22 protein-coding genes are annotated in these 24,763 nt (G+C 68.5%); 16 read left to right on the forward strand and 6 right to left on the reverse strand.

Going from position 1 to position 24,763, the window contains the following annotated elements; genetic code table 11:
- Window positions 1-37 precede the first annotated feature (37 nt).
- From AB9O74_RS13340 to pcaC, 13 genes are all read left to right on the forward strand, one after another.
- On the forward strand, window positions 38-1,603 hold the full coding sequence (locus AB9O74_RS13340) for a YdiU family protein (RefSeq protein WP_369349584.1): 1,566 nt from the start codon (window positions 38-40) through the stop codon (window positions 1,601-1,603).
- 312 nt (window positions 1,604-1,915) lie between these two features.
- Entirely contained in the window at window positions 1,916-3,427 is a 1,512-nt protein-coding gene (locus AB9O74_RS13345; protein WP_369349585.1) for a nitrous oxide reductase family maturation protein NosD, read from the forward strand.
- A 20-nt stretch (window positions 3,428-3,447) separates the two neighbouring features.
- Window positions 3,448-4,743, forward strand: coding sequence for a carbohydrate porin (locus AB9O74_RS13350; protein WP_369349586.1), 1,296 nt, complete (start codon window positions 3,448-3,450; stop codon window positions 4,741-4,743).
- Window positions 4,743-5,594, forward strand: coding sequence for a type I 3-dehydroquinate dehydratase (gene aroD / locus AB9O74_RS13355; protein WP_369349587.1), 852 nt, complete (start codon window positions 4,743-4,745; stop codon window positions 5,592-5,594). The genes AB9O74_RS13350 and aroD overlap by 1 nt, the downstream gene beginning before the upstream one ends.
- 49 nt (window positions 5,595-5,643) lie before the next feature.
- Window positions 5,644-6,963 carry an MFS transporter gene (locus tag AB9O74_RS13360; protein WP_369349588.1) on the forward strand — a complete coding sequence of 440 codons (1,320 nt, stop codon included), beginning with the start codon at window positions 5,644-5,646 and terminating at the stop codon, window positions 6,961-6,963.
- A 150-nt stretch (window positions 6,964-7,113) separates the two neighbouring features.
- On the forward strand, window positions 7,114-7,803 hold the full coding sequence (locus AB9O74_RS13365) for a 3-oxoacid CoA-transferase subunit A (RefSeq protein ID WP_369349589.1): 690 nt from the start codon (window positions 7,114-7,116) through the stop codon (window positions 7,801-7,803).
- Entirely contained in the window at window positions 7,800-8,447 is a 648-nt protein-coding gene (locus AB9O74_RS13370; protein WP_369349590.1) for a 3-oxoacid CoA-transferase subunit B, read from the forward strand. Before AB9O74_RS13365 ends, AB9O74_RS13370 begins: the two co-directional genes overlap by 4 nt.
- 7 nt (window positions 8,448-8,454) lie before the next feature.
- Window positions 8,455-9,663, forward strand: coding sequence for a 3-oxoadipyl-CoA thiolase (gene pcaF / locus AB9O74_RS13375; RefSeq protein ID WP_369349613.1), 1,209 nt, complete (start codon window positions 8,455-8,457; stop codon window positions 9,661-9,663).
- Window positions 9,664-9,769: 106 nt separating this feature from the next.
- Window positions 9,770-10,480: a protocatechuate 3,4-dioxygenase subunit beta gene (gene pcaH, locus AB9O74_RS13380; RefSeq protein WP_369349591.1), complete on the forward strand. Its 711-nt coding sequence runs from the start codon at window positions 9,770-9,772 to the stop codon at window positions 10,478-10,480.
- A gap of 4 nt (window positions 10,481-10,484) precedes the next feature.
- Window positions 10,485-11,048 carry a protocatechuate 3,4-dioxygenase subunit alpha gene (gene pcaG / locus AB9O74_RS13385; RefSeq protein ID WP_176989772.1) on the forward strand — a complete coding sequence of 188 codons (564 nt, stop codon included), beginning with the start codon at window positions 10,485-10,487 and terminating at the stop codon, window positions 11,046-11,048.
- A 68-nt stretch (window positions 11,049-11,116) separates the two neighbouring features.
- The gene (locus AB9O74_RS13390; RefSeq protein ID WP_369349592.1) at window positions 11,117-12,469 is read left to right on the forward strand and encodes a 3-carboxy-cis,cis-muconate cycloisomerase; all 1,353 of its coding nucleotides are present in this window, start codon (window positions 11,117-11,119) and stop codon (window positions 12,467-12,469) included.
- A 15-nt stretch (window positions 12,470-12,484) separates the two neighbouring features.
- On the forward strand, window positions 12,485-13,261 hold the full coding sequence (pcaD, locus tag AB9O74_RS13395) for a 3-oxoadipate enol-lactonase (RefSeq protein WP_369349593.1): 777 nt from the start codon (window positions 12,485-12,487) through the stop codon (window positions 13,259-13,261).
- A 49-nt stretch (window positions 13,262-13,310) separates the two neighbouring features.
- Window positions 13,311-13,703 (forward strand): 4-carboxymuconolactone decarboxylase, encoded by a 393-nt coding sequence (gene pcaC / locus AB9O74_RS13400; protein WP_346477981.1) that lies wholly within the window; start codon window positions 13,311-13,313, stop codon window positions 13,701-13,703.
- A 94-nt stretch (window positions 13,704-13,797) separates the two neighbouring features.
- On the opposite strand, the gene AB9O74_RS13405 is transcribed toward pcaC, so the two are convergent.
- Both AB9O74_RS13405 and AB9O74_RS13410 read right to left on the reverse strand, forming a co-directional pair.
- Window positions 13,798-14,652 (reverse strand): IclR family transcriptional regulator C-terminal domain-containing protein, encoded by an 855-nt coding sequence (locus AB9O74_RS13405; RefSeq protein ID WP_176989776.1) that lies wholly within the window; start codon window positions 14,650-14,652, stop codon window positions 13,798-13,800.
- Between the two features lie 96 nt (window positions 14,653-14,748).
- Entirely contained in the window at window positions 14,749-17,208 is a 2,460-nt protein-coding gene (locus AB9O74_RS13410; RefSeq protein WP_369349594.1) for a membrane-bound PQQ-dependent dehydrogenase, glucose/quinate/shikimate family, read from the reverse strand.
- A 305-nt stretch (window positions 17,209-17,513) separates the two neighbouring features.
- Here AB9O74_RS13410 and AB9O74_RS13415 point away from each other — a divergent pair, with 305 nt between their 5' ends.
- Window positions 17,514-18,050 (forward strand): adenine phosphoribosyltransferase, encoded by a 537-nt coding sequence (locus AB9O74_RS13415; protein ID WP_176989778.1) that lies wholly within the window; start codon window positions 17,514-17,516, stop codon window positions 18,048-18,050.
- 185 nt (window positions 18,051-18,235) lie between these two features.
- Here the strand turns inward: AB9O74_RS13415 and dbpA are convergent, their stop codons facing one another.
- Window positions 18,236-19,618: an ATP-dependent RNA helicase DbpA gene (dbpA, locus tag AB9O74_RS13420; protein ID WP_265307779.1), complete on the reverse strand. Its 1,383-nt coding sequence runs from the start codon at window positions 19,616-19,618 to the stop codon at window positions 18,236-18,238.
- 33 nt (window positions 19,619-19,651) lie between these two features.
- Complete coding sequence (locus tag AB9O74_RS13425) at window positions 19,652-20,728, reverse strand: YeiH family protein (protein WP_369349595.1); 1,077 nt, start codon at window positions 20,726-20,728, stop codon at window positions 19,652-19,654.
- 104 nt (window positions 20,729-20,832) lie between these two features.
- On the opposite strand from AB9O74_RS13425, the gene AB9O74_RS13430 reads away from it, so the two are divergent.
- Window positions 20,833-21,729, forward strand: a complete 897-nt coding sequence (locus tag AB9O74_RS13430; protein ID WP_369349596.1) for a LysR family transcriptional regulator — start codon at window positions 20,833-20,835, stop codon at window positions 21,727-21,729.
- 35 nt (window positions 21,730-21,764) lie between these two features.
- Window positions 21,765-23,648 (forward strand): ATP-binding cassette domain-containing protein, encoded by a 1,884-nt coding sequence (locus tag AB9O74_RS13435; protein WP_369349597.1) that lies wholly within the window; start codon window positions 21,765-21,767, stop codon window positions 23,646-23,648.
- Window positions 23,649-23,834: 186 nt separating this feature from the next.
- On the opposite strand, the gene AB9O74_RS13440 is transcribed toward AB9O74_RS13435, so the two are convergent.
- Both AB9O74_RS13440 and AB9O74_RS13445 read right to left on the reverse strand, forming a co-directional pair.
- A complete protein-coding gene (locus AB9O74_RS13440) occupies window positions 23,835-24,296 on the reverse strand; it encodes a cytochrome c (RefSeq protein WP_019183110.1) in 462 nt (153 codons plus the stop codon).
- Window positions 24,297-24,304: 8 nt separating this feature from the next.
- Entirely contained in the window at window positions 24,305-24,697 is a 393-nt protein-coding gene (locus AB9O74_RS13445; protein ID WP_019183109.1) for a c-type cytochrome, read from the reverse strand.
- Window positions 24,698-24,763 lie beyond the last annotated feature (66 nt).

The raw sequence follows: 24,763 nt of genomic DNA on the forward strand, positions 1-24,763 counted from the left end.
GCTTGCGGGGCAGCCTGGCTGCCCCCATTTCATACCGATGAGCACCCAGCCCCTGCGTTTCGACAATCGCTTCATCCGTGACCTGCCCGGCGACCCGGAAACCGGCCCGCGCGTGCGTGAAGTGCGCGAGGCCGCGTGGTCGTCGGTGATGCCGACCCCGGTCGCGGCACCCCGGCTGCTGGCGTACTCGCCGGAGGTGGCCGCACTGCTCGGCATGGGCGAGGACCTGATCGAGAGCGCCGATTTCGCGCGGGTGTTCGGCGGCAATGCGTTGTATGCCGGGATGGCACCGTGGGCGGCCAACTATGGTGGCCATCAGTTCGGGCATTGGGCGGGGCAGCTCGGCGATGGCCGCGCGATCTCGCTGGGCGAACTGCTCACGCCGGACGGTGCGCACTGGGAGCTGCAGTTGAAGGGCGCCGGGCGCACTCCGTACTCGCGCGGTGCCGACGGACGTGCAGTGCTGCGTTCGTCGATCCGCGAGTTCCTCTGCAGCGAGGCGATGCATCATCTCGGCGTGCCGACCACGCGCGCATTGAGCCTGGTCGGCACCGGCGATGCCGTCGTGCGCGACATGTTCTATGACGGCCACCCCGAGGCCGAGCCCGGCGCGATCGTCTGCCGCGTCGCGCCGTCCTTCATCCGCTTCGGCACCTTCGAGCTGCCGGCCTCGCGCGGCGACACCGCGCTGCTGCGGCAACTCGCCGATGTCTGCATCGCGCGGGATTTTCCTGCGCTCGCCGAACTGGGCGACGCGCGCCATGCACGCTGGTTCGCCGAGATCTGCGAACGCACCGCGGTGCTGGTCGCGCACTGGATGCGGGTCGGCTTCGTCCACGGGGTGATGAACACCGACAACCTGTCCATTCTCGGTCTCACCATCGATTACGGCCCGTATGGCTGGGTCGAGGATTACGATCCCGAGTGGACGCCCAACACCACCGACGCGCAGGGGCGACGCTATCGTTTCGGCACGCAGCCGCAGGTGGCGTACTGGAATCTCACCCGGCTGGCACAGGCACTGGCGCCGCTGTTCGAGGATGTCACTCCGCTGCACGACGGGCTGGCGCGCTTCCAGCAGGTGCACGCCGAATGCGAGCGCGCCGATATCGCCGCCAAACTGGGCCTGGACCGCTGCCGCGATGCCGATGTGGCGTTGATGGCGGCCTGGCTGGAGATCCTGCACGAGGGCGAGATGGACATGACCCTTGCTTTCCGCGGCCTGATGGCGCTCGATCCCGCGTCACCTTCCGTGGCGGTGCTGGAGGAGGCCTTCTACAGCCCGGCACGCCGCGAGGCGGTGCTGCCGTCACTGCAGGCCTGGCTGCAGCAGTATGCGGCGCGCCTGCGTGCGGATGACTTGAGTGTGCAGGCGCGGCAGCAGCAGATGGGCCGCGCCAATCCGGTCTACGTGCTGCGCAACTGGCTGGCGCAGGAAGCGATCGAACAGGCGGAGCAGGGTGACCTCAGTGGCGTGCATACGTTGCTGGAGGTGCTGCGCCACCCGTATGACGTGCAGCCCGGGCGCGAACACTTCGCGGGCAAGCGGCCCGAGTGGGCGCGTGAGAAGGCTGGCTGCTCGATGCTGTCCTGCAGCTCGTAAGCACTCCCGGGCGGGGCAGTGGATGCCGCCCGCCCCGCCTGATTTCCCCTCGCTGATCGCGCTGTCGCAGCCTCGCTGCAGCAGGACCGTGGCCGTCGTCGCGGCCACTTCTACGACAATGGTCGTACGGGCGATGTTCGATAATCGCACGCATAGTCGATAAACGCACTTGAATGGTGCAGTGCGATAAACCTACTTTCAATCCCGTTCCAAGCGATCCACCTCTGGCGGGCGAGGGCAGTGCCGAACCGGTACTGAAGCCAGGTGCAGGGGAAGACCGCAGGAGTTCCCTTCCCTGTGCGGAGTATGCGCATGCGTTGCCGTCTGTCTGTTGTGTCCCTGTCCCTGCTTGCCGTGCTGCCGTCGCTGGCGCACGCCTTCCAGGCCGAGCCCGCGCGCACGTCGCTGGAGGTGCTCCGGGTCGAGCGCTATGCCGATGATGCCAGCCCGGGCTCGCTGCGCTGGGCGATCAGCACCGCCAACCTGGCGCCGGGGCGCTACCGGATCGAGATCGCCGCGGTGGGCAACGCCCCCTACGTGATCCGTCCGGCCACGCCGCTGCCGGAGATCGTCGGGCCGGTGCAGATCGTCGGCACGCCGTGGGCGCGCGAAGGCCAGTACGTCGCCATCGACGGCTCGGCCTACGTCACCGGCACCGGGACCGACGCCTGCCCGGGGGCCGAACCCGGCCAGTCCGGCACCAACGTACGTACCACCACGCTGCCGGGGCTGGTCCTGCGCGACACCCGCGGCGTCGAACTGACCGGGCTGGAGATACGCAATTTCTGCATCGGCGTGCTGATCAACCGCAGCAGCCACAGCGAGATCCACGACAACCGCATCGTCGCCAACAAGGGCGGTGCCGGGATCATGCTGACCGGCGACGACGGCAAGGGCCAGTCCACCGCCACCACCACGGTGCACAACCGGATCGTGCGCAACCAGTTCGTGGACAACGGCGATGGGCTGGAGCTGACCCGCGGTGCGGCCTGGAACCTGGTGGCCGACAACCTGTTCCAGTCCACGGCCGCCAATCCGGAACCGTCGCAGGGCATCGAGATCCTGTGGGGCAATGACAACACCGTGGTGCGCAACCGTTTCGTCGATTACTCCGATGGCCTGCAGATCAACTGGGGCAACCGCAACTACATCGCGGCCAACACCTTCACCGGCAATTCGATCGGCCTGAGCATCACCGGGAGCGAAAACGTGGTGGATGGCAACACGATCACCGGCAATGGCATCGGCATCGCAGTGCGACCGCAGCCGGTCAGCGCACCGAACCGCTTCAGCGCCAACCGCATCTTCGCCAACGGGCTGAAGATCGAGCGCTGTGAGGCCGGGGGTGCCTGCGCCCAGGGCCAGCCACGCGGCGCCATCGTATTCGGCGTACCCGGGCTGGAACACGCGAGCTTCGTGGGTTCGCGTGGGCGCGGGGTGGACAGCGATCCCGCCAAGCGCGCGCGCATCTGCACCGCGCCGGGTCAGGCCGAGTGCCAGCCGGCCCCCAATCTCGGCCAGGCCGCGCCGACGTTGCGAGCGGTGCAGGGCAGCGGTGCGGCGCGCACGGTGCAGGGTGTCCTCCAGGGCGTGCCCGGCCAGCGCTACCAGCTGGAAATCTTCGGCAACCGCGCCGCCCACGGTCGCGAAGCCGAACGCCTGCTCGGCACGGTCGAAGCGATCACCGATGCGCAGGGGCAGGGCCGGTTCACGCTTGCACTGCCGGTCAACGGCGAGGCGGCCGACATCGCCACCGTGACCGCCACCTCGACCTCCGCGCTGGGCGCGACGTCGCCCCTCAGCGCGCCGCTGTCGCTGCGCTGATCCCCCTACGAGAGATACCCATGGCTGCCCTGATCCGAACCTCCCTGTCCACGCTGGCCGCCGCTGCGCTGCTGTGCCCGGCGCTGGCCGCCGCGCAGTCCGCCAACCGCTACGACGGCACTACCCTTACCGGCGATTGGGGTGGCACCCGCACCGCGCTGGACGAACGCGGCATCCGCTTCCGCGGCGACTATGTCGGCGAAGCCATGGGCGTGGTCGACGGCGGTTACGGCCGTACCGGCGCGCGCTATGCCCAGCAGGTGCGCGTGGGCATCGATCTGGACATGGGCACGCTGGCCGGTTGGAGCGGCGGTGCGTTCCACGTCACGCTCAATGACCGTCGCGGCAACAGCACCTCGGCCGATCTGGTCGGCAACCGCTTCCCGATCCAGGAAGCCTACGGTGGCCAGTACACGCGCCTCACCGAAGCCAGCTACGATCAGACATTCAACGCCGGCCAGTCGTATTTCAAGCTGGGCTACTACGCGATGGGCAACCAGTTCGGCCTGCACAGCCTGCTGACCCACTTCGTCAACGCGGCCTTCTGCGCGCATCCGCTGGCCATGTCCGGCAACAGCGGCTGGTACAACTACCCCACGGCACGCTGGGGCGGTGAAGTGGCCCAGCAGGTCAGCCCGGCGTTGAACGTGCGCACCGGGTGGTTCCAGGTCAATCCGAACCTCGGCGGCAACATCGAACGCAACGCGTTCCGTCCATTCGTGTCGGGCACCACCGGCTCGCTGTTCCCGCTGGAAGTGACCTGGACCCCGGACAAGGGCGGCACCCATCCGGGCGTGTACAAGTTCGGCGGCTACTACGACACCTCGCGGGTCAGCCAGCGTGGCCTGGATACCTCGCCGACCACGGGACGCCACGGCGCCTACCTGCTGGCCGAGCAGCGCCTGACCCGCGAAGCAGGTGATCCGCAGCGCGGGCTGACCGCGTTCGCGCAGTACATGGTGTCCGACACCGATACCGCGCAGATCCGCCGCTGGTACGCGCTGGGCGGCGTCTACCAGGGCATCGGCTCGCGCGCGCAGGACAGCATCGCGCTGGGTTACGTTGGTGCGGACATCAACCGCCGCCTGGTCGATGCGCGCCGCGCCGATCTCGTCGGCATGGGCGTGCCGGGCGATTCGCCGCTGTACCAGCTCAGCCAGGCCGAGGAACTGTTCGAACTGTCCTACAGCATCCAGGTCACCCCCTGGCTGATGATCCGCCCGGACGTGCAGTACATCGTCAATCCCGGCACGTTCGCCTATACCCGCACCGACAACGCCTGGGCGTTGGGTGTACAGACCAAGGTCACCTTCTGATGTGCGCGCTCATTCCCTATCTGTTGGCCGCCGTGCTGGGCGGCGTGGCATCCGTCGCGCAGGCCGTCCCGCCGGCGGTGACGCCATTGCAGGTCGGTGCGCTGCGCATCGGCGAAGGCGCGCCGCGCACCATCGTGCCGATCACCGGCGCCACCGCCGAGCTCGCGCTTCAGCAGGCCACCGCGATCGCCGCCAGCCCGTCGACCGATCTGGCCGAATGGCGCATCGATTACCTGGACATCGCCACCGACGGCAAGGCGCTGGTCGCGCTCGGCAAGCGCATCGCGCACACGCTGGACGGCAAGCCGATGATCGTCACCTTCCGCACCCAGGCCGAAGGCGGCAGCAAGCCGATCCGCGATGCGGACTATGCGGCGCTGTACGCCATGCTGCTGCGCGGTGGCTTCGCCCAGTTGATCGACGTGGAGATGTTCCGCGATCCCACCCTTGTGGCGTCACTGGTCGCGCAGGCGCACAAGGCCGGGGTCAAGGTGGTGATGTCCAGCCACGACTTCCATGCCACGCCCGCGCGCGAGGAGATCATCGCGCGGCTGCTGCGGCAGGACGCGATGGGCGCGGATGTGCTGAAGATCGCGGTGATGCCGCAGGACGCCGGCGATGTGCTGACGCTGCTGGATGCCACCTGGCAGGTGCGCCAGCGCAGCAGCAAGCCGCTGTTGACCATGTCCATGGGCGGCACCGGCGTGGTCTCGCGGCTGGCCGGTGAAACCTTCGGCCAGGCGCTGACCTTCGGCATGATCGGCACGCCCTCGGCGCCGGGCCAGGTCGAGGTCGAGCAGCTGCAGTCGGTGCTCCAGGTCATCCACGCTTCCAGCCAGGCCGGTCGTTGAGACCTCCCCGCCGGACGCCTTTCGCACCACGTCGTCGCAGGATCCTTGTATGAGCCATGCCACCGCCTCCGCTTCCCCGCTCGTGCTCGAGCGGATGAGTCCCTTCCAGTGGACCGCCATCGCGATCTGCGTGCTGTTGAACATGCTTGATGGCTTCGATGTGATGGTGATGGCGTTCACCGCGCCGCACGTATCGGCCGACTGGGGGCTGTCGGGCAAGGTACTGGGCATCATGCTCAGCGCCGGCCTGGTGGGAATGGCGCTGGGCTCGTTCCTGCTCGCACCGCTGGCCGACCGCTGGGGTCGCCGGCCGATGATCATGCTCTGCCTGGTGATCCTGACCGCGGGCATGGCTGCATCCGCGCTGGCCGCCAACGCCTGGCAGCTTGCCGCACTGCGTGTGTTCACCGGCATCGGCATCGGCGGCATGCTGGCCGGGGTAGGGGTGATCACGGCCGAGTATGCCAATGCGAAATGGCGCAGCACGGCGGTGGCGATGCAGGCGACCGGGTATCCCATCGGGGCCACGCTCGGCGGCCTGCTGGCCGCGTGGATGCTGGAGCACTTCAGCTGGCACAGCGTGTTCCTGATCGGTGCCGGTGCATCGCTGCTGTGCATCCCGCTGGTGATGGCCTGCCTGCCCGAATCGCTGGATTTCCTGGTCGCGCGTCGGCCGAAGGATGCGCTGCCGCGGCTGAATGCGCTGCTGGCACGTATGCGGATGCCGACCCTGCAGGCATTGCCGCCGGTGCCCGTGCGTGCCGATGGGCGCAAGGGCTATGCGGCGCTGTTCGTCGGCGATCTGCGGCGGGTGGCGGTGCTGATCGCGATGGCGTTCTTCCTGCACATGTTCGCGTTCTATTTCGTGCTGAGCTGGACGCCGAAACTGCTGGTGTCCGCCGGCGTCTCGGCGCAGCAGGGCATCACCGGCGGGGTGCTGCTCAACCTCGGTGGCATCGTCGGCGGCAGTCTGTTCGGCTGGCTCGCCTCGCGCTGGGCGCTGTCGCGGCTGACCGCCGCCAGCCTGGTGCTGGCCATGCTGGCGATGCTGTTGTTCGCCAGCTTCAACACCCGCCTGGAGATCGCCTTCCCGATCGCCTTCGTGATCGGCGCAGCGTTGTTCGGGGCGATGGCCGGCCTGTATGCCGCCGCGCCGGTGGTGTTCGCTGCGGACGTGCGCACCACCGGGCTCGGCTGGGCGATCGGGATCGGGCGCGTCGGCGCGATTCTCTCGCCGTTGAGCGTGGGCCTGCTGGTCGATGCGGGTTGGTCGCCGGCGGCACTCTACGTGCTGTGCGCGCTGCCGCTGGCCCTCGCCGCGTGGGCCTGCCTGGGGCTGCGCGTGGGCGTGGGCCAGACGCGTACCTGAGCCCACCAGGAGAATCACAATGATGTGCGATTATCGAATCAAGTGGCCGAATATCGGATTGACCGTGCGCGCTGCGCTGCGCACCATTGTCCTTTCCAGAGTCTTCCCGCACGTGGCCGCGCATCGCAGTGCGTGGCAAGGAGCAATGCAGTGATCGACAAGACCGTGGCCAGCGCTGACGCAGCGGTGGCCGATATCCACGACGGCGCCACGGTGATGATCGGCGGGTTTGGTACCGCCGGCATGCCTGACGCGCTGATCGATGCCCTGATCGCGCAGGGCGCGCGCGGGCTGACCATCATCAACAACAACGCCGGCAACGGTGACAGCGGGCTGGCCGCACTGATCAGGCACAAGCGCGTGCGCCGCATCATCTGTTCGTTCCCGCGCCAGGCCGACTCGCAGCATTTCGACGCGGCCTACCGCGCCGGCGAGATCGAACTGGAACTGGTGCCGCAGGGCAATCTGGCCGCGCGCATCCATGCGGCCGGCTCGGGGCTGGGGGCGATCTTCACCCCGACCGGCTATGGCACCGAGCTGGCGCAGGGCAAGGAAACCCGCGAGATCGATGGCCGCCATTACGTGCTCGAGTACCCGCTGCATGCTGACTTCGCGCTGATCAAGGCCCACCGCGGCGACCGCTGGGGCAACCTGGTCTACCGCAAGACCGCACGCAATTTCGGTCCGCTGATGGTGATGGCCGCGCGCTGCGCGATCGTGCAGGTGTCGTCGGTCGTGCCACTCGGTGAACTCGACCCCGAGGCGGTGGTGACCCCGGGCATCTTCGTGCAGCGGGTGGTCGAACTGCCCACGTCCACCGCTGCAGGAGATCGCGCATGAACCGCCTCAGCCGCGAACAGATGGCCGCGCGCGTCGCGCGTGACATCCCCGAAGGTGCCTACGTCAATCTCGGCATCGGGCTGCCGACCACGGTGGCCAACTTCCTGCCGGCCGACAAGGAGATCTTCCTGCAGTCGGAGAATGGCCTGCTCGGCATGGGCCCGGCGCCTGCGCATGGCGAGGAGGATCCGGACCTGATCAACGCCGGCAAGCAGCCGGTGACCCTGCTGACCGGGGGCTGCTATTTCCACCATGCCGATTCGTTCGCGATGATGCGTGGCGGCCACCTGGACATCTGCGTGCTCGGCGCGTTCCAGGTATCAGCGCAGGGCGACCTGGCCAACTGGAGCACCGGTGCGGCCGATGCGATTCCGGCGGTAGGGGGTGCGATGGATCTGGCGATCGGTGCGAAGCAGGTCTTCGTGATGATGGACCTGCTGACCAAGCAGGGGCAGAGCAAGCTGGTGGCCGAATGCAGCTATCCGCTGACCGGCCTGCGCTGCGTCTCGCGGGTCTATACCGATGTCGCCGTGTTCGACCTGGGCAAGGACGGCGCGACCGTGCTGGAGATGGTCGACGGGGTGACGCTGGCGAAGCTGAGCGAGCTGACCGGCCTGCCGCTGCAGATGAGTGAAGGAGCCTGACATGAGCCTGCAGGACATCTATATCGTCGATGGTATCCGAACCCCGATCGGCCGCTATGCCGGGGCGCTCTCCGGCATCCGTGCCGACGACCTGGGCGCGCTCCCGATCAAGGCGCTGCTGGCGCGTCATCCGCAGCTGGACCCGGCGCTGATCGAGGAGGTGTACCTGGGCTGCGCCAACCAGGCCGGCGAAGACAACCGTAACGTGGCCCGGATGAGCCTGCTGCTGGCCGGCCTGCCGGTCAGCGTGCCGGGCAGCACCGTCAACCGGTTGTGTGGCTCGGGCCTGGATGCGATCGGCACGGTGGCCCGCGGTATCGCCGCTGGCGAGCTCGGGCTGGCCATCGCCGGCGGGGTCGAATCGATGTCGCGCGCGCCGCTGGTGATGGGCAAGCCGGGTGCCGCGTTCGCGCGGGATCAGAGCCTGGAGGACACCACCATGGGCTGGCGCTTCATCAACCCGCGTTTGCGCGAGCTGCACGGCGTGGAAACCATGGGACAGACCGCGGAAAATGTCGCCGAGCGCTACGCGATTTCGCGCGAGGACCAGGATGCGTTCGCGCTGCGCAGCCAGCAGCGCACCGCCGCGGCCCAGCAGCGCGGGTTCTTCGAGGGCGAGATCGTCGCAGTCGACGCGCCGGGTCGCAAACGTGGCGAAAGCGTGCGCGTGGCGCACGACGAACACCCGCGCGCCGATACCACGATCGAGGCGCTGAGCAGGCTGAAACCCCTGTTCCGCCAACCCGGCACCGTCACCGCCGGCAATGCCTCGGGCATCAACGATGGGGCCGCGGCGCTGCTGCTGGCGTCCGGTACGCAGGTACAGGCGCTGGGGCTGACGCCGCGTGCGCGCATCCTCGGCTTTGCCAGTGCCGGCGTGGAGCCGGCGATCATGGGCATGGGCCCAGTGCCGGCCACTCGCCGCCTGCTGGGCCGGCTCGGCCTGGGCATCGCCGATTTCGACGCGATCGAACTCAACGAGGCGTTCGCCTCGCAGGGGCTGGCCTGCCTGCGCGAGTTCGGGCTCCCCGACGATGCCGCGCACGTCAACGCCAACGGCGGCGCCATCGCGATCGGTCATCCGCTTGGCATGAGCGGTGCGCGGCTCGCACTCACGCTGCTGCGCCAGCTGGAGGCCAGCGGCGGCCGACGCGGCCTGGCCACCATGTGCATCGGTGTCGGCCAGGGCGTGGCGCTGGCGATCGAGCGCGTCTGAATCCGTCTTCCCTTCTTACGCTTCACGGCCGCTGTCGCCTCCGCGTGGCAGCGTGCCGTAGCACCACAGCCGCGGTCTTCCGGCCGCCCGCCAATCGGAGTACGCCATGAGCGATCCCACTGACCTGCGCGGTTACCGCAGGCCTTATCCCGGCACCCAGCCGGACCGCATCCACCTGCCGTATGCGTCCACGCGCCTGCGCGGCCCGGGCCGCGATCCGATCCGGATGCCGGCCACGTTGTCCGAAGTGACCGGGCCCACCCTGGACCGGATCACCCTGGGCAGGCACGCGGCCGATCTGACGGCTGGTTTCAAGGGCCAGCCGCTGGGCGAGCGCATCGTGGTCAGCGGCCGGGTGCTGGATGAGAACGGCCGCCCGGTCCGCAACCGCGTGGTAGAGGTGTGGCAGTGCAACGCCGCCGGCCGCTACCTGCACAAAGGCGATCAGCACGATGCGCCGCTGGACCCCAACTTCACCGGCACCGGCCAGGTGCTTACCGATGAGCACGGCCGTTACCGTTTCACCACGATCAAGCCGGGTGCGTATCCGTGGCGCAACCACTTCAACGCATGGCGGCCGGCGCATATCCATTTCTCGCTGCATGGCGAGGGCATCGGCCAACGTCTGGTCACGCAGATGTACTTCCCCGGCGATCCGCTGCTGGAGTTCGACCCGATCTACAACTGCGTGGACGATGCCAAGGCCCGCGCGCGCATGGTGTCCTCGTTCGACTGGGAGACCACCGAGAACGAATTCGCGCTGGGCTATCGTTTCGACATCGTCTTGCGTGGCCGCAAGATGACCGTGTGGGAGTAAGCAGATGAGTTTCCAATCCACTCCGTGGCAAACCGTGGGCCCGTACTACCGGCTGGGCCTGGAGCCGCTGTACCGCACCGACATCGCACCGGCACAGGCGCAGGGTGAACGCGTGCAGATCCAGGGGCAGGTATTCGACGGCCTGGGCGTACCGGTCTCGGATGCCGTGCTGGAGATCTGGCAGGCCGATGCGCAGGGCATCTATGCACACCCGGAAGACCCGCGGCACGCCGACCACGATCCGGCGTTCGACGGATGGGGCAGGGTGCCGACCGATGAGCACGGCCGCTTCGCGTTCACCACCGTGCGCCCGGGCAGCGTGGCAGGGCCCAGCGGGCAGGCGCAGGCGCCGCACCTGATGGTGCTGGTCTTCATGCGCGGCCTGCTGCGCGCGGCCAGTGCGCGGCTGTATTTCAGCGATGGGCCCGATAATGCCGACGATCCGATCCTGGCGCTGGTGCCGGCCGAGCGCCGCTCCACCCTCATCGCACAGGCGCAGGGCAATGGCCTGTACCACTGGGACGTGCGCATGCAGGGTGAACTGGAAACCGTCTTCTTCGATTACTGATGCTGGCGTGCACTTCGCGCCGACCGGGCGCGGGTAAGCTGGCTCCTCCTTTGTAAGGATGGCGCGTGATGAGCGATTCCTGTTCCCTGCTCGGTGGCCTGTTCGGCGCGCCGGAGGTCGATGCGGTGTTCACCGACACCGCACGACTGCAGGCGATGCTCGATGTCGAAGCCGCGCTCGCGCGGGCGCAGGTGCGCTGCGCGGTGATTCCTGCCGACGCGCTGGGCCCGATCGAAGCCGCGTGCCGGGTCGGGCTGTATGACGTATCTGCTCTGGGGCGTGCAACCGCGCTGGCCGGCAATCCGGCCATCCCACTGGTCAAGGCGCTGACCGCCCAGGTCGCGCGGGACAGCGCCGAGGCCGCACGGTGGGTGCATTGGGGCGCGACCAGCCAGGACATCATCGATACCGGCGCGGTGCTGCAGCTGCGTACCGCATCGGGGTGGGTGCAGGATCGCCTGCGCCTGCTGTGCGATGCCCTGGCCGCGTTGGCCGATGCCGAACGCGATACCGGCCTGCCCGGGCGCACGCTGCTGCAGCAGGCGGTGCCGGTGACCTTCGGCCTGAAGGCCGCCGGCTGGCTCGACGCATTGCAGCGCAGTCAGCGCCGCCTGCAGGCGTTGCGTGCGGATACGCTGGTGCTGCAGTTCGGCGGTGCCGCGGGGACGCTGGCGTCGCTGCAGACGCGCGGCCTGGACGTGGCCCAGGCCTTGGGCGAAGAGCTCCAGTTGCCGGTGCCGGCACTGCCCTGGCACACCGCACGCGATCGCGTTGCCGAATTCGGCAGCGTGTTCGCCCTGTTGACCGGTACGCTGGGCAAGATCGCCACCGATATCGTGCTGCTGATGCAGTCGGAAGTGGCCGAGGCGTTCGAGCCGGCCGGTGAGGGCAAGGGCGGTTCCTCCGCCATGCCGCACAAGCGCAACCCGGTCGGCTGCGTGGCAGCGATCGCCGCGGCCAGCCGGGTGCCGGGCTTGTTGTCCACGTTGTTCGTGTCGATGCCGCAGCCGCACGAGCGCGCCGCAGGGCAGTGGCATGCCGAGTGGGAAACCGTGCCGGAGATCGTGCGCCTGTGCGCCGGCAGCCTGGCCCAGGTGACCGTGGTGGTGCAGGGCCTGCAGCTTGACCGTGTGCGCATGCAGGATCACCTGGACAGTCATGGTGGCCTGCTCTACGCCGAGGCGGTGGCCGTGACCCTGGCCGAGACACTGGGCAAGTCGGCTGCGCATGCGCTGGTGGAACAGGCCGCGCGCGAGGCGCTGGCGCAGTCGCGGCACCTGCGCGAGGTGCTGGCGCAGATGCCCGAGGTCACCGCGCAGCTGTCCCTCCCACAATTGGATGCCCTGTTCGCGCCAGACAGCTGGCGTGGCATGGCCGATACCTGGATCGACCGCGTGCTGGCGCAGCGCGGCTCCCCCTGATGTCTGGAGTGTTGCATGCCGTTTCTTGAGCTGGAGTCGCACCGCCTGCATCACCGCATCGACGGGCCGGTCGGTGCGCCGTGGCTGACGTTCTGCAATTCGCTGGGCACCGACCTGCACATGTGGGACCGGCAGGTCGACGCGCTGTCGGCGACGTTCCGCATCCTGCGCTACGACCGCCGTGGGCATGGCCAGTCCAGCGCGCCGCCGGGTGGGTACAGCGTGGCGGAGCTGGGCGCGGACGTACTCGCGCTGTGGGACCACCTGGGCGTGGAGCGCAGCCATTTCTGCGGGCTCTCCATCGGCGGGCTGACCGGGCAGTGGCTGGGCGTGCACGCCGGTGCGCGCCTGCAGACCCTGACCGTGGCCGCCACGGCCGCGAAGATCGGCACAGTGGAAAACTGGAATGCGCGCATCGCCCAGGTGCAACGCGACGGCCTACTGCCGCTGCGCGAGGGGACGGCCGAGCGCTGGTTCACCCCGGCCTTCGCCCAGGCGCAGCCCGCCGTGGTGGAGGACATCCTGCAGCGTTTCGTCGCCACCCGCGTGACCGGTTACATCGGCTGCTGCCATGCCGTGGCCACGGCGGACTTCCGCGACCTGTTGGGACGCATCATGGTGCCGACCCTGGCGATCGCCGGCGACGACGATCCGGTATGCCCTCCGGCGGATCTCGATGCCATCGCGCAGGGCGTGGCCGATGGCCGCTCCATCGAGGTGCCTGGGCGCCACATCTGCAACATCGAATCCGCCGACGCATTCACCGCAGCGCTCGTCGCCCACCTTCGCTGACCGGCCCGCGCGGGTCGGTACGCCTCTTCCTCAGAACGAGTACCCCACAATGGACGAACAGGAACGATACGAAGCCGGCCTCGCCGTACGCCGCGCCGTGCTCGGCGAAGCGCACGTGGAGCGTTCGCTGCAGGCACGCACCGATTTCACCGAGGAGTTCCAGGCCTTCATCACGCGCACCGCGTGGGGCACGGTCTGGACCCGTGATGGCTTGCCGCGGCATACGCGCTCGCTGTTGACCATCGTGATGATGGTGGCGCTGGGCCACGACGAAGAGTTCAAGCTGCACATCCGCGCCGCCCGCAACAACGGCGTCACCCCGGAGGAGATCAAGGAAGCGCTGCTGCAGGCCGCGATCTACTGCGGCGTGCCCGCCGCCAACCACGCCTTCGCACTGGCCAAGCCGATCCTCGAAGAGCAGGCCGGCGAACAGGCCGGCTGACCGGATCGCCGGCCACCAACGCCATCGCCGCCCACCAACGCACAGGTAGTGCCGGCCGCTGGCCGGCAACCCGACAACGCCAGGCAACCTCGCTTCAGTGCAGCAGGTTGCCCAACCGCTGTGCCGCTTCGCGCAGCCGCGGCAGCAGCTGCGACTGCATCACGCCCAGGCTGATCCGTCCGGCCTGGGTGCCGATATTGAGCGCGCCCACCACGGTGCCATTGCGCGCATGCACCGGCACCGCGATCGAGCGCAGCCCGATCTCCAGCTCCTGGTCCACCAGTGAGACGCCTTCGCGGCGCACGCGATCCAGCATGTCGAGGAAGTCCTCCATGCGGGTCACGGTACGCTCGGTACGCGGACGCAGCGGATTGCGTTCCAGGTAACTTTCCAGCGTGTCGCGCGGCAACGCTGCCAGCAGCACGCGGCCCATCGAGGTGCAGTACGCCGGCAGGCGGCTGCCGGCACGCAGGCCGATCGACATGATCCGCACGGTTTCGGCGCGGGCCACATACAGCACGTCGTCACCGTCGAGCACGCCCAGCGAGCAGGATTCATGCACATCGTCGCGCAGTGCATCCAGTACCGGCTGGGCGGCGGCGGTCATCGACGAAGAGGCAACGTAGGCGCCACCGATGCCAAGCACGCGCGGCAGCAGGACGAAGCCACGGCCCTGTTCGCCCACGTAGCCCAGCTTCTCCAGCGTGTACAGCACACGCCGTACGGCCGCGCGGGAGATGCCGGTCTCGGTGCTGATCTGGGACATCGTCACTTCGCGCGGGTGCTGCGAAAACACACTCAGCACGACCAGGCCACGGCCGAGGGACGTCATGAAATCCGGATCGCCCTGGTTGTCCTGGATCTGCTGCATCAGCTCGTGGCTGAGCCCGCGATCCTGCGGTGGGGCAGGGGCGCGCTTGGGACGACGGCTGGGAGGTGCGGCAGACATGGCGGTGGTTCGTGCTCGGTGATCGTGCATGGTAAGGGCTGCACGCGGCGAAGCGAAGCCGCCGCGCCACGGTCGGTGGACCATGGCGCGCGGACCTCAGCGCGTCGTCGGCAGCGCGTAGGCGATCACGTAGTCACCGCGATCCGGCGACTGGCGTGCACCGCCGGCCGAAATCACCACGTACTGGCGACCGGTTTTCGGCGACACATAGGTGATCGGCGTGCCCTGGCTGCCCACCGGCATGCGTGCTTTCCACACTTCTTCGCCGGTGCGGCTGTCGAAGGCGCGCAGGTAGTAGTCCTGCGTACCGGCGAAGAACAGCAGGCCCGATTGCGTGGCCAGTGAGCCGCCCAGGGTCGGCATGCCGATCGGAATCGGCAGGCCCATCTTGATGCCCATCGGGCCGGTGTCTTTCACCGTACCGACCGGCACCTGCCACACCAGTTCGTGGGTGGCCAGGTTGATCGCCGACATCGTACCGAACGGCGGTTGCTGGCACGGGATGCCCAGCTTGGACAGGAAGCGATCACGCAGCGAGCCGTATGGCGTGCCGGTCTGCGAGGCCGCGCCCATTTCCACCCCGCCCGCGCCTTCGGTCATTTCCGCGCGCGGAATGAGCTTGGTCCACAGGCCCAGGCGCATGTCGTTGACGAACAGGTAGCCGGTGGTCGGATCCACCGAGGCGCTGCCCCAGTTCATGCCGCCCAGCGAACCGGGCCACTGCAGGGCGAGGTCTTCGCCCGGCGGCGTGAACATGCCCTCGTAACGGAAGCCCTTGAACTGGATGCGGCACAGCATCTGATCGATCGGCGTGGCGCCCCACATGTCCGATTCGGTCAGGGTCTGCGCACCGATCTGCGGCAGGCCGACCGACAGGCGCTGCGTCGGCGAATAACGCTCACCATCGGCCTTGCCCTGCGGCGCCTTGATGTCGCGCACCTCGGTGATCGGCTGGCCGGTGGCGCGGTTGAGCATGAACACCTGGCCGGCCTTGGTGACCTGCAGCAGGGCGGGCAGGGTGCTGCCCTTGCCATCGGGCACATCGGTCAGGGTCGGCTGTGCGGGCAGGTCGTAATCCCACAGATCGTGATGCACGGTCTGGTACACCCAGCGCTCTTTGCCGGTGGCCACATCCAGGGCCACCACCGCCGAGCTGTACTTGTCATCCTGCGGGGTGCGTTCGCCGGCCCACTGGTCCGGCGTGGTGTTGCCGGTCGGCAGATAGACCAGGCCCAGCTGCGGGTCATAGGCCATCGAGGTCCATACGTTCGGGGTGGCCCGGGTGTAATGGATCGAGGGATCCAGCGGCACGTCCGGGGTTTCCTTGGAAAGATCCCAGACCCATGCGAGTGCACCGGTGCGCACGTTGTAGGCGCGCACCACGCCGGAGGGCTCACCGACCTCGATGTTGTCGGCCACGCGGCCGCCGACGATCACCAGCTCACCGGCCACCAGCGGCGCAGCAGTGAGGGTGTAGAACCCGGGCTTGATCTCGCCCATGCCGCGCTTGAGGTCGACCACGCCGTTGTCGCCGAAGTCTGCGCACGGCGCGCCGGTCGCGGCATCGAGCGCGAACAGGCGGGCATCGATGGAGGTCATCAGGATGCGCTTTTCGCAGATCGCCGGCGCGGTGCCCGCCAAGGCGGCGGCCGGTGCTTCCGGTGCGGCAGGAGCCGATGATGCGGCAGGAGCCATCGCTGCGGCAGCCGCTACAGTGGGCACGCCGTTCAACGGCAGCGTGGCGTCGAAGTAACCCAGGCCCCGGCAGCGCTGCCAGTTCGGTGCGGTCGCCTTGGGATCGAAGGCCCAGCGCTGGTGGCCGCTGTCCACGTCCATCGCGATCACCCGGTTGTGGGGCGTGCACAGATACAGGGTCTGCCCGATCTGCAACGGCGTGAGCTGGTCTTCGGCACCGAAGCCATCACTCTGCGGCACATCGCCGGTGTGTGCGGTCCAGGCGACCTGCAGCTGCGCCACATTGGCCGGGGTGATCTGGTCCAGCGCGGCGAAGCGGGTGCCCGCAGTGGTATTGCCCCAATGCATCCAGTCGCGTTGTTCGCTGCCCTTGGCGACCGGTACCACGGCCGGTCGCGCGCCCTGCGCGGTGACGACCGGGCGCGGCTGGAAGGCGGAAACCGCCGTGCCGAGCAGGCCGACCAGCAGCAGTGCCGCGACGGCATATGCGGAGCGCCCGGCGGGTTCGCCGCGGCTGCGCTTGAGCACCGGCCAGGCCAGCGCCACCAGCATCGCCAGTACGGCAGGCATCACCAGTCGCGAGACCAGCGGCCAGAAGGCCAGGCCGGCATCGGCCAGCGCCCACACCACCGTGCCGATGAACGCCACGCCATACAGCCCCGCGCCAAGCGGTCGCTGCAGGACCAGCAGCAGGCCGGCCAGCAGCGATGCACCGCCCATCAGCAGGAAGTACCAGCTGCCGCCGAGCTGGATCAGGCGGATGCCGCCTACCAGCAGCGCCAGGCCGAACAGCATCACCACGATGCCAAGAAGGACCACCAGAGTGCGGCCGAAGGCCGACCGTTTCGTGTTCTCGTCCACGTTGCATGAACCTCTACAGGAAATCCGATGCCGGCCGGCACCGGTCAGGCCCGCGCGCGCCGTGCGTGGCGGGGACCGTTGATCGTGTCATCCCGTGTCCCTGGCCGTGGCCAGGCGCGCAGGACGCTTCGCTGCTTATCGCGGAAGCGGGCTGAACAACCAGTTAGGGCGATTATCGCACGAGTGTGCGAATTCGAGGTGAGCGGACGACGCCACCGCTGGAACGCAGCGATGCCGTGACGCCGGGGCCCGGCAGCTCCCGGCCGAAGCGTTTACCCTATGCCACCCTGTTCGTTTCCAGACCCATGACCGAGTCTTCCGCCACGCCCGCCTGGGCCGGCCGCCTGCGCGACATCGCCGATTTCCCCAAGCCGGGCATCCTGTTCAAGGACATCATGCCGCTGCTCGCCGATGGTCCGGATTTCGCGGCGGCCATCGATGCGATGGTCGCGCCGTGGCGCGATGCCAACCTGCAGGCGGTGATGGGCATCGAATCGCGCGGCTTCATCCTGGGCGCGGCCATGGCGCGGGTGCTGGGCGTGGGCTTCGTGCCGGTACGCAAGCCGGGCAAGCTGCCGGGCAAGGTGCTGCGCCAGGACTACACCCTGGAATACCGCACGGACAGCATTGAAGTGCACGCCGATGCCTTGCCGGCCGGCGCGCGCGTGCTGGTGATCGACGACGTGCTGGCCACGGGCGGCACCTTGCTGGCCGCGTTGTCGCTGGCCCGTCAGCTGCAGGTCGAGGTGGTCGGTGCGGCCGTGCTGGTGGAACTGGCAGGCCTCGGCGGCCGCGAACGCTGGACGAGTGACGTCCCACTGCTGGCCAACCTGGTCTATTGATAGCGGAATCCGCGGTGACCCGGCCGCGTCGGGTAGTGCCGGCCGCTGGCCGGCAGCCCATGCATCATCCGGTAGTGCCGGCCGCTGGCCGGCACCTCAAACGCCCCGACGAAGCCGCAGCCGACCAACGGTCGGCTCTACCACATGCGTGAAGCGATCAGCCGACCCACGGTCGGCTCTACCGCTCAGACGTCCATCTTGCGGACGCGGAACCGGCGGCCCTTGATCTTGCCAGCCTCCAGCTGGGCGATCGCCCGGCCGGCCTGTTCGCGTGCAATGGCGACGTACGAGCGCGTCGCGTAGATATCGATCTTGCCGATGTACTTGGCCGCCAGCCCGGCGTCGCCGGTCAGCGCGCCGAGGATGTCGCCGGGGCGCAGCTTGTCGGTCTTGCCGCCGTCGATGCGCAGCGTGGTCATCGCCGCCTGCGGCAGCACCGGCGGGCGTGCGGTGGCCAGCGGCGTCTTCTGCCAGTCCAGCGGCTTGCCCTGTGCCATTTCCAGCGCATCGGCACGGTTGCGCTCGCGATGGGTCACCAGGCTGATCGCCAGGCCCGTCGCACCGGCGCGGCCGGTACGGCCGACGCGATGCTCATAGGTCTCGATGTCGGTCGGCAGCTCGTAATTGATCACCGCGGCCAGGTCCTGCACATCCAGCCCGCGGGCGGCGACGTCGCTGGCGACCAGCACGTTGCAGCTGCGGTTGGCGAAACGCACCAGCACTTCGTCGCGGTCTCGCTGTTCCATTTCGCCGTGCAGCGGCAGCGCGGAGAACCCGAACTGCTGCAGCGAAATGGCCACATCGTCCACGTCGCGGCGGGTGTTGCAGAACACCACGGCCGATTCCGGCGTGTACTTGAGCAGCAGGCCGGCCAACGCCTTCTGCTTCAGCGCCAGCTCGGTCTCGCAGAACAGATGGCGGATCGCCGGCGCATGGTCGGCGCCTTCCACGGTGACTTCCACCGGGTCACGCAGCAGCACCCGGGCGATCTCGCGGATCTCATCCGGGAAGGTCGCCGAGAACAGCAGCGTCTGGCGGTCCTTGCTGGTGCGGCCGGCGATCTCGCGGATCGGCTCCTCGAAGCCCATGTCGAGCATGCGGTCGGCTTCATCCAGCACCAGGGTGGTCACGCCGCCCAGGTGCAGGACGCGCTTGCGGCCCAGTTCCTGGATGCGCCCGGGGGTACCGACGACCACCTGCGGATCGTGCGCTTCCAGCGAGGCCAGCTGCGGGCCCAGCGGCATGCCGCCGGTCAGCACCAGCAGTTTCAGGTTCGGGATGCCGGTGGCCAGCTTGCGGATCTGCTTGCCGACCTGGTCGGCGAGCTCGCGGGTCGGGCACAGCACCAGCGCCTGCGCGCGGGTCACGGACGGATCCAGCGCCTGCAGCAGGCCCAGGCCGAAGGCCGCGGTCTTGCCGCTGCCGGTGGGGGCCTGTGCGATGACATCGCGGCGCTCGAGGATGGCCGGCAGGCTCTGGGCCTGCACGGGGGTGAGCGAGGTATAGCCCATGGCATCGATGCCGGGCAGCAGCGCTGGTTTCAGCGGCAGGGAGGAGAATTCAGACATGCGGTAGTGTCGCAGAAGTCCGCCCGGCGTGCCTCAGCCGAGCAGCGCGTGCACGCCGAGATTGATCCCCAGCCCGCCCGCCAGCAGCCAGCCGAACAGCAGCAGCGCGAGCAGCAGCGGCTTCATCCCGGCCCTGCGCAGTGCCGAGGCGTGCGTGGTCAGGCCGAGCGCGGCCATCGCCATCGCCAGCAGCACGGTGTCCAGATCGACTGCGGCGCCGACGACAGCGGCCGGCAGCAGCTGCAGCGAATTGAGCCCGGCCACTGCCACGAAGCCGAACGCGAACCAGGGCACCACGATCTTCGCGCGCTGGCCGTCAGCGGCGCCCGTGCGGCCCCGTGCCAGCAGCATCGACAGCCCGATCAGGAACGGCGCCAGCATCATCACCCGCACCATCTTGGCGATCACCGCGGTGTCGGCCGCCGGCGCACTCACCGCGCGCCCGGCAGCGACCACCTGGGCCACTTCATGCACGGTCGAGCCGGTGAATACGCCGTACGCCTGCGCGCTCATCGGAATCCACCCGTGCGCCAGGTTGAGCTGGTACAGCGCCGGATACAGGAACATCGCGAGCGTGCCGAACACCACCACCGTCGAGACGGCCACGGTCACCTGCTCGGCGCGCCCGCGCACCACCGGTTCGGCCGCCATCACCGCCGCCGCACCGCAGATCGCGCTGCCGGCGCCGATCAGCAGGGCGCTCTCCTTGTCGATGCCGAACCACCGCGTACCGGCCCACCAGGCCAGCGCGAAGGTGCTGGTCAGTACCAACGCATCGATCAGCACGCCGCTGGCGCCGACCTGGCCGATGTCCTGGAAGGTCAGGCGGAGCCCGTACAGCACGATGCCCGCGCGCAGCAGCCAGTGCTTGGCGAATCCGACCCCGGCGCCGGCCTGCGCGGCCATTCGGGGGTAGAGGGTATTGCCCAGGGCGATGCCGAGCACGATGGCCAGGGTCAGAGCGCTGATCCCGTGCGCCTGCAGCCACGGCAACCTCGCCAGGCCCATGGCGGCGGCAGCGACGGCCGCGGTCAGCAGCAGGCCGGGCAGACGGCCGCGCCAGCGCTGGGCGATGGTGGGTGAGGGCAGGGCGGCGGCAGCGGTGTTCACAGTGGTCTCCGGTGGGTTCACAGGCCCAGCCTGCGCGACTCTGATCAACCTGTAAAACGCATTATCCGTGTTATTTCAACCCGTTTAATGCGTTAATAGGTCACATGCATCTCACCCTCCGCCAATGGCAGGTGTTCGTCTCCATCGCCGACGCCGGCACCACGGCTGCCGCCGGGGCGCAGCTGGCGTTGTCGCAGTCGGCCACCAGCGCCGCGCTCAATGAACTCGAGAGCCAGCTGGCCAGTCCCTTGTTCGACCGGATCGGCCGCCGGCTGGTGTTGAACGCACAGGGGCGGGCGCTGCTCGATCCCGCCCGTGCGCTGTTGGTGGCCGCCACCGATCTGGAGCGGGTGGCGGGAGTGGGGCAGGCCAACGCCGGCCCGCTGCCCCTGCTGCTGCGGCTCGGGGCCAGCACCACGATCGGCAACTACCTGCTGCCGGCCCGCGTCGCGGCACTGATGAGCAACACCCCGCAGGCCCAGGTCGACCTGCGGATCGGCAACAGCGCCGACGTGGTCACTGCGGTACAGCGCCTGGAGGTGGATCTGGGCCTGATCGAAGGCCCCTGCCACGAGAGTGGCCTGCAGGTGCTGCCGTGGCAGCGCGACGACCTGGTCATCGTGGCCGCTGCGGGGTCGGTGCCCGATCGCATGGACCTCGCTGCGCTGGCGCAGGCGCGCTGGTTGCTGCGCGAGCCGGGCTCAGGCACCCGCGAGGCGGTCGAACAGGCCCTGCTGCCGCACCTGCACCACTTCGCCCGTTCGATGCAGCTGGGCAGCACCGAGGCGATCAAGCAGGCCGCCGCGGCTGGCCTCGGGCTGGCCTGCCTGTCGCGACATGCCGTGGCCGATCTGATCGCGCTGGGCAGCCTGACAATCGTCGAGACGCAGGTGCCGCCGATGTCACGCCAGCTCTGGGTGGTGCGGCATCCGGGCAAGCGGGTGCCCCCGCCGCTGCGGGCGCTGCTGGGGCTGCCTGCGGACGCGTTCGGTCGGGAGTAAGCGACGCGGTTGTCGCCACACCGTACAATGGTCGGATGCCTCTGATTACTCTGCAAAACGTCGACTTCAGCGTCGGCGGCCCCCTGTTGCTGGAAAAAGCCGAATTGTCGATCGAGCCGGGCGAGCGTATCGCCCTGATCGGGCGCAATGGCGCCGGCAAATCGACCCTGCTCAAACTGCTGTCCGGCGATCACAAGCCCGATGACGGCGAAGTCCGCGTGCAGCAGGGGGTGCGCATCACCCGCCTGGAACAGGAGGTGCCGCACGGTGCCGCCGGCAGCGTCTTCGACGTGGTCGCCGACGGCCTGGGCGAACTGGGCCAGTGGCTGGCCGAGTTCCATCACCTGAGCATGGCCGAAGAATTCGACGGCGATGCGCTGTCGGCCGTGCAGGCCAAGATCGACGCCGCCAACGGCTGGGGCCTGGACCAGCGCGTCAGCGAAACCCTGACCAAGCTCGACTTGGACGGCGATGCCGAATTCGCGCGCCTGTCCGGCGGCATGAAGCGCCGCGTGCTGCTTGGCCGCGCGCTGGTGTCTTCGCCGGATCTGCTGCTGCTCGACGAACCGACCAACCACCTGGACATCGAAGCCATCGACTGGCTCGAAATGTTCCTCAAGAACTGGAACGGCAGCGTGGTGTTCGTCACCCATGACCGTCGCTTCCTGCGTGCACTGGCCACCCGCATCGTCGAGATCGACCGCGGCCAGGTCACCAGCTGGCCGGGCGACTGGGCCAACTACGAGCGTCGCCGCGAAGAGCGGATGAACGCGCAGGCGCAGGAAAACGCGCGCTTCGACAAGCTGCTGGCCCAGGAAGAAATCTGGATCCGCCAGGGCATCAAGGCCCGCCGCACCCGCGACGAAGGCCGTGTGCGCCGCCTCAAGGCAATGCGCAACGATCGCTCGCAGCGCCGCGAACTTGGCGGCAACGTGCGCATGGAAGCCGCACAGGCGGAGAACTCGGGCAAGAAGGTCATCGACGTCAAGGACATCTCGTTCGCCTTCGGTGAGCGCGTGATGGTCAAGGATTTCAGTACCGTCATTCTGCGCGGCGACCGCATCGGCCTTATCGGGCCGAACGGCAGCGGCAAGACCACGCTGCTCAAGCTGCTGCTGGGCGACCTGCATCCGCAGAGCGGTGAGGTGCGTGCCGGTACCAACCTGCAGATCGCGTACTTCGATCAGTACCGTGCGGTGCTGCGTGAAGACTGGACCGCGATCGAGAACGTGGCCGAGGGGCGCGATTTCATCGAGTTCAACGGCAAGCGCAAGCACGTGCATGCCTACCTGCAGGACTTCCTGTTCTCGCCCGAGCGCGCCCGCGCGCCGATCACCCGTTTGTCCGGTGGTGAGCGCAACCGCCTGCTGCTGGCCAAGCTGTTCGCGCAGCCGTCCAACCTGCTGGTGATGGATGAACCGACCAACGACCTGGACGTGGAAACCCTCGAGCTGCTCGAAGAGCTGCTGAGCGATTACACCGGCACGTTGCTGCTGGTCAGCCATGACCGTGACTTCCTGGACAACGTGGTGACCTCCACGATGGTGATGGAAGGCGACGGCGTGGTCGGCGAATACGTCGGCGGCTATACCGACTGGCAGCGCCATGCCGCACGCGTGGCCGCCGCGGCGGCGTCCGCCCCGGTGGTGACCGCCAAGCCCGTTGCGGCGACCGCTGCCGCGGCGGCGCCGGCCGAGCCGAAGCGCAAGCTGAGCTACAAGGACGCGCGTGAGCTGGAGCAGTTGCCGCTGAAGATCGAAACGCTGGAGAAGGACGTCGAAGGCCTCACCGCCGCGATGAACGACCCCGCGTTCTATCAGCGCAGCGCTGCCGACATGGCGGCGCACACCCAGCAGCTGGGCAAGGTCCAGGCCGAACTGGATGCCGCGTACGCGCGCTGGGAAGAGCTGGACGCCTGATCCGGCAACCGGGCAGGGGCAGCCACGCCATGCGTGGCTGATGGCAGCCGACCAGCGCCGGCCGCTGGCCGGCTCCAGGGAATCCCGAGGAGCCGGCCAGCGGCCGGCACTACCTTTCAGGGCTTCATGGCGCCGGACGGAAAGCAGCCGACCAACGATCGGCTCTACACGTGACGGCTTGCGCCGTCACTTCAACCCGTGCAGATCCCGCAGCTGGGTCGGCCGTGATCCGAAATACGCAGCCAGATCGGCGATGTCCTGATCGCTCAGGTCGGTCGCCTGCGGGGTCATCAGCGCGTGCTGGCGATCCCCCGCGCGGTAGGCCTGCAGGCTGTGCGCCAGGTAATCCCCGTACTGCCCACCCAGTTTCGGGTAGGTCGGGTCGATCGGCTTGTTGCCGTCCGCCCCGTGGCAGTCGATGCAGCTCTGGCCGGTGGCTTTGCCCTTGACCTGGGCACGCGCCTCACCGGCTGCGATGCGGCCGGCCGGCAGGCCGGCGGAGGAGCCGGACCCGTGTTCACCACTGGCGTGGCCCGGATCGGCGGCGGAATCTGCGCTGTTCTCCACCTGTGACTGCGAACACGCAGTCATCAGCAGGGCAACGGACAGGGCGATGGCGTAACGCTGGAGTGGCGTGGCTTTCGACATGAGCGCGCTTATTTGACGGTGGACAGGTAAACAGCGAGATCGGCGATCTCCTGTTCGCTGAAACTCATCGACTGCGCCTGCATCGTTGGATGCTTGCGTTTGCCGTGGCGGTACTCGGTCAGCGCCTGGCTGAGGTACTCACGGGTCTGCCCGCCGATCTTGGGCACTTTGTAGCTGGGGTAGGCGTTCTTGTACCCGGTGATGCCGTGGCACCCCTGGCACGTGTAGGCCAGCACCCGGCCATTGTCGAAGCGGCCGGTGACGGCGGCAGGCGCCGGCGCGGTGGCGGCCGGAGCAGGTGTAGCGGGTACGGCAGGAGCGGGTGTTGCGGCCTGTGCGGCGGCCCCGAGGGGCAGGAGGACGGCCAGAACGAGACAAGCGGCGAGCGGCTGCGGGCGCATGATGTCCTTTTCCGATAAACGGGTCTGGTCGTTCCGGCGTGGGGTACGGAACTGGGCCGAGTATAG

Origin of the sequence: Stenotrophomonas sp. JAG2 (assembly GCF_041080745.1) — a bacterium.
Classification (GTDB): Bacteria; Pseudomonadota; Gammaproteobacteria; order Xanthomonadales; family Xanthomonadaceae; genus Stenotrophomonas; species Stenotrophomonas maltophilia_AA.